Source organism: Sorangium sp. So ce119, from assembly GCF_051524405.1.
Taxonomy (GTDB): domain Bacteria; phylum Myxococcota_A; class Polyangia; order Polyangiales; family Polyangiaceae; genus Sorangium; species Sorangium cellulosum_G.
In genome coordinates, this window is record NZ_CP150310.1 from 10,576,341 (window position 1) to 10,589,097 (window position 12,757).

8 protein-coding genes are annotated in these 12,757 nt (G+C 70.1%); 6 read left to right on the plus strand and 2 right to left on the minus strand.

The genetic code is table 11. The features are described from left to right. The 5 genes from WME76_RS40070 (at position 1) to WME76_RS40090 (ending at position 8,826) form a co-directional block, all read left to right on the plus strand. Positions 1 to 555 carry a hypothetical protein gene (locus tag WME76_RS40070; RefSeq protein ID WP_437957418.1) on the plus strand — a complete coding sequence of 185 codons (555 nt, stop codon included), beginning with the start codon at positions 1 to 3 and terminating at the stop codon, positions 553 to 555. 213 nt (positions 556 to 768) lie between these two features. After that, the gene (locus tag WME76_RS40075; protein WP_437957419.1) at positions 769 to 2,895 is read left to right on the plus strand and encodes an RHS repeat-associated core domain-containing protein; all 2,127 of its coding nucleotides are present in this window, start codon (positions 769 to 771) and stop codon (positions 2,893 to 2,895) included. An 857-nt stretch (positions 2,896 to 3,752) separates the two neighbouring features. Next, complete coding sequence (locus WME76_RS40080) at positions 3,753 to 4,157, plus strand: hypothetical protein (RefSeq protein ID WP_437957420.1); 405 nt, start codon at positions 3,753 to 3,755, stop codon at positions 4,155 to 4,157. 223 nt (positions 4,158 to 4,380) lie between these two features. Beyond that, a complete protein-coding gene (locus tag WME76_RS40085) occupies positions 4,381 to 5,652 on the plus strand; it encodes an outer membrane protein assembly factor BamB family protein (protein WP_437957421.1) in 1,272 nt (423 codons plus the stop codon). Between the two features lie 90 nt (positions 5,653 to 5,742). Then, positions 5,743 to 8,826 carry a kelch repeat-containing protein gene (locus WME76_RS40090; RefSeq protein WP_437957422.1) on the plus strand — a complete coding sequence of 1,028 codons (3,084 nt, stop codon included), beginning with the start codon at positions 5,743 to 5,745 and terminating at the stop codon, positions 8,824 to 8,826. 27 nt (positions 8,827 to 8,853) lie between these two features. On the opposite strand, the gene WME76_RS40095 is transcribed toward WME76_RS40090, so the two are convergent. Both WME76_RS40095 and WME76_RS40100 read right to left on the minus strand, forming a co-directional pair. After that, positions 8,854 to 9,210, minus strand: coding sequence for a hypothetical protein (locus WME76_RS40095; RefSeq protein ID WP_437957423.1), 357 nt, complete (start codon positions 9,208 to 9,210; stop codon positions 8,854 to 8,856). Between the two features lie 67 nt (positions 9,211 to 9,277). Next, positions 9,278 to 11,839 carry a sensor domain-containing diguanylate cyclase gene (locus WME76_RS40100; protein ID WP_437957424.1) on the minus strand — a complete coding sequence of 854 codons (2,562 nt, stop codon included), beginning with the start codon at positions 11,837 to 11,839 and terminating at the stop codon, positions 9,278 to 9,280. 360 nt (positions 11,840 to 12,199) lie between these two features. Between WME76_RS40100 and WME76_RS40105 the strand changes: the two genes are divergently transcribed. Continuing rightward, entirely contained in the window at positions 12,200 to 12,643 is a 444-nt protein-coding gene (locus WME76_RS40105) for a DUF1810 domain-containing protein (protein ID WP_437957425.1), read from the plus strand. Positions 12,644 to 12,757: the final 114 nt, after the last annotated feature.

A 12,757-nucleotide genomic window follows, 5' to 3' on the forward strand; every position in this document is an offset into this window, starting at 1 on the left:
ATGAAACTGGAATTTCTCCGCCATGATTGGTCCACTCTTCGTGCTGCGGGTGGCGCGGGTCATATTCCGAGGGCTCTTCAAGACCTTGAGTCGGCATCGAGGGAAGACGAAGCGTCGAACGCATACTGGAAGATTGATAACTGCGTGGTATTGCAGGGCCATGTGCATCAGGCCGCTCTTGCAACCGTGTCGTGTCTCCTCGTGACGCTGCTTCGCTGCACTGATGTTGCTCGTCGGCATGTCCTTGAGCTTCTCGTCCAGATCGGCAGCGGCGAGCCTGCGCCTTCTGAGCTTGCGCTCGGTGAATCCGCCGTGGTTGACCGGTGCTTGGCAGAGATCGCCAGGGGAGTGCCTATTTATGTCGATATTCTGGAGCGCAGCAGAGACGCTCATGAGCGCAACTCCTGTATCGATCTCCTCGGGTTGTCGTGCGCAGCGGATAGTGGATTGCGAGAGCGTGTTCGATGGTACATGCGTACAATTCTACTGGAGCCTGTTAATGACGGAACGCGAAAGCTGGTGGCTAGCTGGCTCGAAGAGATCGGGGAGTCCTGATGCGTAGGATGTCCGATCGTGTGCCCATGAACATCTATAAATTATAGGCATGGCGATGCTCGCGATGCGTCTGTCGACGGACGGCACGAGCCAGGCGCTTCGAGGAGGGCACCTCCTGAGCGCTGAGCGCCAGAGCGCAGATGCTGGTCCCGGTCAGCTCCCCTTGAAGAGAACGGACGCGTTGCATGCGAATCGCATGAGGTCGCCTTTCGTTTGACACATGAAGTCACGAGGGCTTTGAGATTCAAGACTGGACGAAGGCAGACGAGCGTGGCGAGGACGCGGAGCTATGGCTACGACCGCTTCGGCAACGTGGCCGAGCTGGAGGCGGAGTTCCCGCGGCTGCGCGAGCCGCACCGGGGCCCGTACCAGGCGAAGCTGAAGTACGTCTTCGACTCGCTCGGTCGGATGCAGGAGCTGCACTTCCCCGGCTCGGGCGAGGAGATCGTGCGCTACGGGTACGACCGCGGGGGCCTTGTGGTGTCGGCGGTCGGGGAGAACCAGCAGGTCAATCCGCAGCACCCGGACGAGCCGAGGACGACGGAGTACCTGAGGCACATCGGGTACGACGAGCACGGTCGGCGGGTGCGGGTGGTGGCGGGCAACGGGGTCGAGACGAAGTACCGGTACGACCCGTCGACGCGGCGGCTGTCGGACGTGGACGCGGATCATCAGTCGGCGCAGACGCGGCGGATGGGGCGCGGGCCGAGGGCGTTTCAGCGGCTGCGGTACGACTACGACCTCGTGGGCAACGTGCTCGCGCTCCGCAACGAGGCGCAGTTCGACGAATCGCCGAGCGGGGCGGTGATGGTCGCGAGGACCGAGCAGCGGTTCGCGTACGACGACCTGAATCAGCTCACCGAGGCATCGGGCACCTACCAGGAGCGGGGGAACGAGCGGCAGGGGTACGCGCTGGAGATCGCGTACGACGTGCTCGGGAACGTGAAGAGGAAGGGGCAGGAGGTGGCCCGGTACGCGCCGAAATGGGGCCCCCCGGCCGGGGAGTGGGAGAAACAGGGCGTCATCCAGGAGAGGACGTACCGCAACGAGTACCGCTACACCGGGTCGCGGCCGCACGCGGCGAATCAGGTGGACGAGTTCGTACATGCCGAGGCGAACCCTCGGCTGCGGGAGCTGTTCCACGACGCAAACGGCAACCACAAGGAGTGGAGATACCGGGATAACCTGCAGCGCACCCTGGGCTGGGACGAGGACAACCGGCTGGTGTCGGTGAGAGAGAACAACCAGGAGATGTCGCGCGCGCTGTATGATGGCGCAGGGGAGCGACGGGTACACCGGCACGGGGTGGCCGGCGAGGAGGAGACGGCGTACGTCGACCAGCACCTCGTGGTGCGCAACGGGGTGGTCGCGACGAAGCACATCTTCGCGGGCGATACGCGGCTGGCGAGCAAGATCGACGCGGACTGGTTCCAGAGACCGCCGGTGATGTACTACCACCCGGACCACCTCGGGAGCACGCAGTACGTCACCGACCAGGACCAGGAACTGAGCCAGCACGTCGAGTACCTGCCGAGCGGGGAGCTGTGGGTCGATGAGTCGGACTCGCGGTTCCAGAACCGGCAGCCGTACCTGTTCACCGGCAAGGAGCTGGACCTGTCGACGGGGCTCTACTACTACGGGGCGCGGAGCTATGAGCCGCGGCTGGGGGTGTGGCTGAGCCCGGACCCGATCCTCGACCAGTACATGCAGGGGGCGCCGAACGGCGGAGTCTACGATCCGATCCACCTGGGGGTGTACACGTACACGCGGAACAATCCGCTGAGGTTCGTCGACCCGACAGGTCTCGCCGAGGAATGTGTCGATGGCGGTTGTCAGTCGTTCGTAGGGCGTCTGGACAGCCCAGAACAGAGCATCGATCCGGAAGATACGATGTGCGTCTCTGGGGTCTGCGTAGACGGAGGGCCCGTAGAGCGGGACGCTCTCCGACACGTTGCGAACGACATGCCACTCGAAGAGCCGGTGGCCGACCCAATCGATTTGGTGGGGCTTGGGGGCACGGTCGTGACGCTGGCGAAGGCTGGGGTCAAGACGCTCGCCAAGGTCGCCGCGCGGAAGGTTGCCGTGAAAGCGGAAGCCTTGGCCACAAGGGGAGCACAGGTCTACCGTTCGGTCGGAGCCGCGGGTGTCAAAATTGAGTTCCCAAGCGCGGGACAGCTAGCGCGAAAGTTGGGGGTCGGCGAGTCTCAGTTTCATAGGCAGATCAAGCCGGCAATTGTCCGGGATTTGGCATCTGAGGCTCGCAAGCTCGGCACAAAGAATCCCGACATCGGTTTTGATAGCGCGGGTAGAGTGGTCCTGAGAAATCCAAAAAAATGGTGATGAGATCATTACAGATGTTCTTTTGGAGTCCTACATGCCATGAGTCCGTCTATTAGTATTGAAGGATATTGGGTGGTTAGCGGAGTCGACTTTTCGCCAGGCGCAGTGGAGCGGACTACGCAGGTGCTCTTCTCGGAGAAGACCGAGCCTGGTGAGATTGTCTCGCGCGGTCGTTATCGGGGAAGACCGTCGCTGGAAGGATGGGGAAAGCGCGATTTTTCTGTGCCATCAGAGGGCTCTGATCTTTTGTCATCCAAATCGGAGGCGCTCGCTACACTCGAGCGTTGCGTACCGGTTTACACGACAGCCGGTGCACAGGAGATCGTTCTACATTTCGACGTGTCCTATGTGGGGCAGTGTAATCTTCAGCTCACCATTCCTCTGATCCGTAGGCTCGCTGATCTTGGAGTCGACGTAACCATAACGTGCTTTGCCATCGATTAAGCGATAGCTGTACGTAGGATGCCGCGAAAAATTTGGCCTCCACGGAAGTTCCGCAGCTCGCTGCGGGAGTACGATCTTTTGCGGCTATTCGGGGCAACTCGGGCCAAATGATTTGCGTAAGTTGAGCCCAGGACACCTGCCGTGCGACGACTTTTTGCTCAGAACGAGAAAGCCGAACTGAGGGTCAGTCGGGATGACGGTGAGCGGCGCGGTAGCGTTCGACGGGCCATTCGCCGATGGCGACGGTGTTGGCCTGGAAAGCTGGGTTTGGCCCGAGGCGTCACAGGAAGTGGGCCGGAGTCGTCATCCAGGTAGCTCGGTGATGCATGTTCGTCGGTTGAGGAAATATGGCTATCTGGCAATGCTCGTTTGTTCTTGTGCCTTCCACGGAGCTCGGCCGAGATGCCGGAGCCTTGCTCGAGAGGATCGAGCGCGGTGACCTCTGGGCGCACGCTCAGCCGGATGACGCGATCGAACGGGCGGCGAGCGATGTCCTGGGAAGGAGCCCAAGCTGGTCGCCCGAGGTGGACATCTGGGGACACGACGATGCAACTTGCCTGACAATGATTCGAGAAGGAGGCCGTATCGTCGAGGTCCTCCTTCGTGTCGACTTGCGGAGCGTGCAGAGAGCAGAGCTGGCGCGATTGCTTGACGGGCTCCGGCGGGCTCGCGTTCTCTTGGTCGACGAGACGAAGCGGCTGCACGAGCCCACACTGCCGGCGGTGTTGCATGCATTGAAGATGTCCAAGGCCTGGAGGTATCTGCAGGATCCGCGGGCGTTCATCGCATCCCTGTCAGATCCAGAGGGTCGCGATTGATCTCGTATCGATCGCCCGTGCCCTGGCTCGCGTCAGCACACCACTCCAGCTTGTGCGGCACCCTCCGTCATTGCACGGCGGCTCGCGCCGTCCTGCGACGCCGCGCACCTCCGCTCCCCGCGCGACCGTTCCCCGAGTCGCCGGCGCCGGCCGGCTGTCCCTCTCCGACGCCCGCTTGGCCGGCCAGGAGGAGCCGCGCTACGACCGCCGCCGGACTCCTCGCATGCGACCCCCGCGCCCGCCCTGCGCCGCCGCCCACGCCCGCGCGCTCCTCCTCGCGATGGGCGCCGCGCTCGCGGCCCTCTCCGGCGCCTGCGGCGGCGGACAGACGCAGGGCGAGGCGTTCGACCCGACCTGGAAGGACGACGGTGGCGCCGGCATCGCGGCCTTCCAGCAGCGGTTCGCGGGCAGGCCCATCCCGGTCGGCGCGGACGTGGCGGTCGGCGTCGTCGCGGGCCCGGGGCCGCACCGGCTCGTCGGCGTGCCGCTCGACGGCGGCGCGGCGTGGACCTTCGCGCACCCGCTCGACGCGCGCCCGGCCGTCGCGGGGAGCGTCGTCGTGGGGCTCGGCGAGGGCGAGCTGTTCGCCCTCGACGCGCGCTCCGGCCGGCTGCTCTGGCAGCGGAACGCCGGCGGGAGGCTCCGCGGCGCGGGCGACGACGGCGAGACCACCGTGGTGTCGCTCGTGTCGACCACGGGCACCACGAGCGTGGTGCTCGCCATCGGCCACGACGGGATGGTGCAGCGCCAGATCGAGGACGACGCGGACATCGGCGTGCCCGCGGTCGTGGGGCGCCACGCGTTCCTGCCGTGGCAGGGGCAGTACGTCACGGTCTTCGACCTGCAGACAGGCGGCGAGGTGGCGCGGGCGGCGCTGCGCCACGAGGTGAGCCGCGCCTTCCTGCTCGGCGGCGCGGTCTTCTTCGGCGGCGGCGGCGCGGCGACGCGCCTCGACGAGGCGATCGGCCTCGGCTCGGCCGGGCGCGCCTCGACCGCGACGCTGCCGGCGCGCGAGCTGCCCGGAGCGCCCGTGTGGATGACCCCGGGGACCGAGGTGCTCGCGCCGACCGCCTCGGCCGCGGACAGGGCGCGGCTCCACGCCCGCCCGCGCGCCTCCGGCCGGCCCGGCTTCCACGCGAACCGCTTCGTGGCGACGTACTACCGGGCCGCCGTCGGCATCAACGCGCGCACGGGCGCGCTCGCGTGGGCCCACGCCGGCGAGGCCGACTTCCTCGGCGGCGCGGCGTACACCGGCGGCTTCGCGCTGTGCGACGCGCGCGGCGGGATCACGTTCCTCGACGCGCAGGGCGGCGCCGTGACGGGGCGCGCGTCGCTAGGCCGGCCGGTCCAGGCGTGCGTGGTGCAGGCCGACGGGCTCACCGCCGCGCAGGTCGCCGGCGGGGCGGCTGCGCGCGCCGGCGGGACGGCAGGGCTCTCCGGCGGCGCGGGCGTGCGTGAACAGGAAGGCGGGAAGGCCACGGAAAGCGCGTTGTGACCGGCGCCGCGCGGCCGCCGCCGCTCAGCGGGGCCTTTGCTGAATAGCCCACCTGCGTGGCGCAACCAAGCAGGCGGAGGCGAAGAAGACATGCGACCCACATCGATGCTCGCGCTCGCGCTGCCGTGCGCGCTGGCGATGCTGTCCACGGGCGAGGTCCTGGCGGCCAGCACACCCTCCTGGGAGGAGGTGCCGCCGATGATCACCCCGCGCGGCGAGCACACGGCCACCGTGCTCGAGGACGGCCGGGTGCTCGTCCTGGGCGGCAAGTCGGCGATGAACACGTATGTCCGCGGGGGGACGTTCATCCAGGACGTGGAGATCTATGACCCGGCGAGCAAGGCGTGGACGCACGCCGCGCCGCTCGGCACCTTGCCGCGAGACAGGGTCGCGGCGGTGCTGATGCCGAGCGGCGAGCTCTTCGCGACCGACGGCACGTTCGTGCAAGCATACGCCCCGGCGCTCGACAGCTGGAGCCCGCTGCCGCCCTTGCCCACCGCGCTCGCGCGTCCGTTCGCAGTGCCCCTGCCGGGCGGCAGGGTGCTGGTCATCGGCGATATCCCGCTCACGTCGTACGCCCTGGGGGGAAGCATCTATGATCCCGCCTCGGGGAGCTGGACGCGCATCCGAGCGCCCGGCAGCGTGCATCTGGGCCCGATCGTGGGCCTGGAGCTGCTCGACGACGGCGGGGTGCTCGTGGTGACCCGAGGAGGCAGCTGCATCTACGTCCCGGAGGCCGATACCTGGATGTACAAGGCCGGCTTCGTCTGGGTACATGAGGTCGGCGCTGCCACGGCGCGGCTCCGGGGAGGCAACGTCCTCGTCGTGGGCGGTTCCCCGGATCCGAACGTGCCGGGCAGCGTGCCGGACGGCTCTCCATTGACGCAGACCATCTTCTCGGAGGTGTACCTCCATGGGGGCCATCACTGGACGGTGACGTCGCTCGAAGACCCGAACTGGTCTCCCTGGTGCGCACGCGATCCCTCCGAAGGAGCAGCCATGTCGCAGCTCCGGAGCGGAAGGGTGATCATGACAGGAGGCATCCAGGGTTTCGGCTGCCTTGTCAGACTCGGCCCCTACGAAGAGGGCTGGACCCGACAGATAGGGTTCCTCGGGTCCTCGATGACCTACGATCCAGCGCTGTTTTCCTGGGCGGGGATCCAGCCACCGCCGAGCCCGGGCCGCGCGTTCCACACCTCGACGCTGCTCGCCGACGGCAGCACGCTGATCGCAGGCGGGTACGTTCAGGGCGACGACCCGTCGTCGTTTCTGGTCACGTCGATCGCGGCTGCCGCGCTCTATCACGAGCTCTCGTCGCGGGGCGCGACATGCGATGTGGGCAGCGATTGCGAGAGCGGCTTCTGCGCGGATTCGGTCTGCTGTGACGCGGCGTGCGCGGGGCCGTGCGACGCGTGCGCCGCGGCCGCGGGGGCGTCGCAGGACGGCGTCTGCACGCCGCTGTCGGGCGCGGCGTGCGATGACGCCGACGCGTGCCTCGTGGGGGGCGTCTGCGAGGCGGGCACATGCCGCGGCGGCGCGCCCGCGCCGGACGGCACCCCTTGCCACGACGGCGCGACCTGCTCGGCGGCGAGCGCGTGCGTGGGCGGCGCCTGCGTCGGGACCGCCTCGGTGACGTGCCAGCCCGTCGACGGCTGCCACGAGGCGCCGGCCTGCGATCCCGCGGTCGGGTGCTCCGGGCCTGCGGTCGAGCGGGCCGACGGCACGCGCTGCGACGTCCCGGAGACCGAAGGCGCCTGGCGCCTCGCGCGGTCCATGCCGGCCCCGCTGCAGGACCCTGCTGTCGCGCGGCTCTCGGACGGCACAGTCCTCGTCGTGGGATCCACGAGAATCACGATCGAGCTGGTGCCGCACCCCATCGCGGTGCGGTACCACCCGCGCGCGGACCGATGGCAGACCACCGGACCCCTGAGCAGCCCGAGCCTGCACAGCCCGAGGCCGTACGGGGCGCTGGTACCGCTCCCGGATGGAACGGCTCTCCTGGTCGGGTACGAAGCGAACGCGGAGCGCTTCGACCCGGCGACCGGCACGTGGGCGCTCGCCGCACCCATGCTACGGCGTCGCGAATGGCACAAGACCACGCTGCTGCCGGATGGGCGGGTGTTCGTGGTCGGCGGCAACACCGACCTTGCCGCCGAGCTGTACGATCCGACCAGCGATACGTGGACGCCGGCAGGGCCAAGGGGGAGCGTGGCACAAGCGTGGCACACGGCGACGCTGCTGGCGGACGGCCGGGTGCTGATGGTGGGCAGAGACTTTTCCTCATCGAGCTTGATCGCGGAGGTGTACAGCCCGGCGACCGACAGCTGGGCCCCTGTCGCCGCGCCGGACATCCTGGGGTCGGCGAGCGCGGCGACGTTGCTGACGGACGGGCGGGTGCTCGTTGTCCAGGAGATGTTCGAGGGAACCGACGGCGGGGCGGGGGTGTACGACCCGGCGAGCGATACATGGACCGTGACGGGAAGGATGGTCGCCCTACGAAACCGTCCTCGAGCGGCGCTCCTCTCCGACGGCCGAGTGCTTGTGATGGGCAGCGTCCATTCGGGTTCGGAGATCGAGCGCACCGCCGAGCTCTATGATCCAGCGACCAACACGTGGACGCTGGCTGCGCCGCTGGATCTGCTGATCTCCGGTCACGCGATGGCGGCGCTCCAGGACGGCCGCGTGCTGGTCGCCGGAGGCAGTCTCGGTTTCACCGAGTATCCGGTTGCCAATGCGTGGCTCCATGTCCCTGGAGAGCGCGCGGCGCGCGGGGTGTGCCAGGACGGCGCGTGCGTGCCGGGCGGCCACGGCGAGGGAGGCGCCGGCGGCGAGGCGAGCAGCGGCGGCGATGGCAGCGGCGGCAGCGATGGCAGCGGCGGCGGCGTGGTGGCCTCGAGCACGAGCGTCGCGACGGGCGGCGGCAGCGTCGGTGATGCCGACGGCGGCGGCGATGCCGGCGGCGGCGTGGTGGCCTCGAGCACGAGCATCGCGACGGGCGGCGGCAGCGAAGGTCCGAGCGACGGCCACGGTTGCCGCATGATGCCCGCCAGCCAGGGGGCAGCCCCCTGGCTCCTCGTCCTCGGAGCGCTCGCCACGGTGCGCCTGCGCCGGCGCCACGCGCTCGCCCTCGCGCGAGAGGCCTCCGACGGCAGCGACGGAAGCGGACCCCGCTAGCGAAGGACCACGCCGCGCGGCCGCCGTTCAGCGGGGCTTGTCGCCCTTGTCCTCCGGGTCGACCGCGATGCGGAACCCAGGGTCGTCCGGCGTCGGCCCGGCGGGCCGCGTCGGCGGGACCTCGGGCTCCGCGCCGTCCTGGGGACGCTCGTCCCGCGGCGGCGGCGCCGGAGGACGCTTGCTCAGCTCGGCGCCGAGCCGGCCGACCACGTTCGTCGCCGCCCGCACGAGCTCGCGCCCGGCGTCATCGACCGCCTTGCCGACGCTCGTGCGGTCGAGGTCCCTGCGCAGGTCCCCGGCCGTCTTGCGCGCCGCGCGCCAGAGCAGGCTCAGCCCCTGCTTGAGATCCTCCCTGGGGTCGTCGCGATCGGGGTCCGAGCTCATCGCTCCTCCTTGGCTCGAGCAGGCTTATGTTCCCGCCGCGCCGGCGCCGCAAGCGGCGCGCGGGCGCTCAGGCCGCGCTCTTCGGCTTGCTCGAGGGATCGGCCTCCGACGGACGCCTCGGCTTGCTCCGGGGCTCGGGCTCGCCGGGCGCGCCGGGCGCCTTCGCCGGCGGCGGCCCCGAGGCCGCCACGCGCCTCCCGGCCGCCGGCGCGCTGTCCGGCCCCGCGAGCGCCGGGGCGCCGCTGCCCACGGGCGCCCTGCGCTGCGGGGCGGGCGCCGCCGCCGCGGTCCGCGCCGCCGCGGCCCTCGCCGCCGCGCCCGCCTCGGCCGCCGTCCTCGCCGTCGCCCTCGCCGCCGCGCCCGGCTCCGCCGCGGTCCTCGCGGCCGCGGCCCTCGCCGGGGCGCCCGCCTCCGCGGTGGCCCTCGACGGCGCCGGCGGCTCCGACCCTGCCTTCGCCGGCGCCTCCGCCGCGGGCGGGTGCGAGCTGCTCGACCGCAGCGACGGCGACCACGCCGTGGAGCGGTTCCGGCCCGACCGCTTCGAGACGTAGAGCGACTCGTCGGCGGCCTTGAAGAGCTCCTCCCACGTGCTGCCCGCCTCGGGGTACGTCGCGATGCCGATCGAGCACGTCACCTCGCACTGCACCGGGCCGTTGCTCCCGGCCGCGTGGAACGTCGTCCGGGCGAGCTCCTCGCGCACGCGCTCGGCGAGCAGCATCGCGCCGCGCGCGTCGGTCTCCTCGCAGATCACGACGAACTCCTCGCCGCCGAAGCGCGCGACAGCGTCGGTCGTCCGCTTCGCGCGCCGCAGGACGTCGCCGAGCCCCTTGATGATCACGTCGCCCACGTCGTGGCCGTACGTGTCGTTCACCTTCTTGAAGTGGTCGATGTCGGTCACCAGCACCGACAGCCGCCGCGAGAACCGGCGCGCCGCCGTGATCTTCTGGTCGGCCACCTCGAGCATCGCGCGCTTGTTCAGGAGCCCCGTCAGCCCGTCCATCGTCGCGAGCTCCTCGAGGCGCCGCATCATGCGCGCGTTCGAGAGCGACACGGCCATGTGGCTGGCGAGCACCTCGAGGGTGCTGCGCACCGAGTCGTTGAACGCCGCGCGCCGGCGCGAGCCGAGCACCAGCGTGCCGAGCGGGCGGTCGTGCACGCAGAGCGGGAGCACGATGATCGACGGCATCGACGGCGGCGCGACCCGGCGGGTGAAGACGACCTGCCGCTTCTCGTCGTACTCGCCGCGGTACGGGAGCGGGTGCCGGTTCTGCAGCACCATCGAGACGAGCCCGGCGTTGTGCCGGAAGCGCTGCCCCGTCAGCTCGGCGCCGCCGTCGCCGCTCACCGCGCGGATCTCGTGGACCTTCTGCGCCTCGTCGTAGAGCGTGACGGCCGCGAAATCGACGGACGTGATCTCGCGGGCGCTGGTGACGCCCGCCTCGATGACGCCGGCCTCCGTGGTGGCGGCGCCGAGCGCCTCGGCGGCGCGGTAGAGCTTGCCCTGCTCGACCTTGGCGCGCTCGAGCTGGACGAAGACGCGCTCGTTCTGGATGGCGCGGACGGCGTAGCGGCACGCCTCGTCGATGAGCTCGAGCTCCCGGGGCGAGAACGGCCGGTCCTCGACGCGATCGACGACGAGCACGCCGCGGAGCTGGCCGTGCTCGAACACCGGCAGCGCGCAGACGGCGCGCACGGGGGACGGGCCGATGTAGTAGGGGAGCTTGTAGCCGGGCTTGAGGCCCCCGATGACGACCGGCGCGCGCTGCGTGATCGCCGCGCCGAAGACGCCGTCGCCCGAGAGGAACGGGCCCTCGGAGAGGTTCGGGGCGTCGCTCGCGAGCTCGCTGATGCGCAGGTGCGTGCCGGTGTCGTTCTGCCAGAGGAGCATCGCGGTGTAGAGCTCCAGCGACTCGCGCAGCAGGCGGAGCGCGAAGAGCACCGACTGGTGGATCTCCTCGACGCCGGAGCGGGCGAGCCGCTCGTCGTCGCCCTTCTGGGCGACGCCGCGCGCCTGGGCCGGGGCGGAGAGCAGGCGGTAGCTGCGCGCGTCGTCGCGGAGCCGGTCGATCTCGGCCTGGAGGTGGGTGCGCGAGGCCTTCCTGACGCGGCCGATCTCGGCGCGGAGGACGGCCGCGTTCAGCACCGAGAACACGGCCATGAAGCCGATGTGCGGCGCGGCGGCGCGCGCGGCGTCCAGGAGGCTCGGCGCCCCGCGCGCGGCCACGGAGCGCACGGCGATCTCGAGGGCGGCGGAGGCCAGCGCCACGAGGAGCGACGCGCCGGGGCGGGCGAAGGCGCTCACGAGGGCGATGACGACGTAGAGGCCGGCGTGGGCGTCGCCGTCGAGCGAGCCGTCGAGGTGGAGGACCGCGGCGAACGTCGCGACGACCAGGAGGGCGCCGACCTCGAGGTCGAGCAGCGCGCTCGCCTCGATGGCGGCGGCGCGCCGCCGCGCCCGCTGGACGAGCACCCCGACCAGCACGGCCAGCGCCGCCGCGGCCGCGACGGGCGGGAGGCGCTCGGCCGCGTCGAGGACGACGAGCCCCGCGAGGGCCAGCGCGCAGGCGAGCGGCGCCGCATTGCGCGCGATACGGCGGGCGGTGAGCACGGCGAGCACCAGGTTGGCCATGGGCTCGCATGCCGGTACCAGAGGTCGATCCCCCGGGCCCAGTTCTCTGCCGCGCGGCGACCGGCAGGTGGGGGGACGGGCGAGAGCGGGGGCGCGGGGGGTCTCTGCAGGCGCGGGTCGCCGAAGGTGGGCCACCGGCAAGGAGACCTGCGGAGGACGTGCGGAGGCGGCGTGACGATGCCGGCACGCACGCAAGCCGACGGCCGGGGGGAGGAGGCGGCGCGCCTCTTCTTCAGGGGTCGATCGGCGCGATGGAAGGTTCGTTATCCCATCTGGTGAGCACGGCCGTGCGCTGGCGGTCGTCGCTGGTCCAATCGCTCCGCCGAGGTGAAATGCTAATCTGGCGCCCGAGGAGGGCCCATGTCGGATCCGTACGACTTGCAACGATTCGTGGACGCGCAGGCTCCGGTCTATGACCGCGCCCTGGCCGAGCTGCGCCGAGGGCACAAGACCAGCCACTGGATGTGGTTCATCTTTCCGCAGCTGCAGGGCCTGGGCCACAGCGCCATGGCGCGAAGGTATGGAATCGCTTCGAAGGCCGAAGCCGAAGCCTATCTGCATCACCCGACGCTCGGCCCGAGATTGCTCGAGTGTACTCGCATCGTGAACCAGATCGAGGGGTGTTCGCTGGTCGATATCTTCGACAGCCCCGATGACGTGAAGTTCTGCTCGTCGATGACCCTGTTTTCCTGCGTGGCTCCCGACAACGAGGCGTTCCGCGCGGCGCTCGACAAGTATTGCGGTGCCGAGCCCGATCCGCGGACGCTCGAGCTCCTCGGACAGCACGGGGCGTCACCGGTCTGATGCATCGCGCCGAGAGGCGGGCGCCGTGACGCGCGACGGCGGCCTCGACCGCAGAGCCCAATCTCCCTGGACTCCTGACGCGCCGGTTCGCGTGAAACAGCGGAGGATAACTAC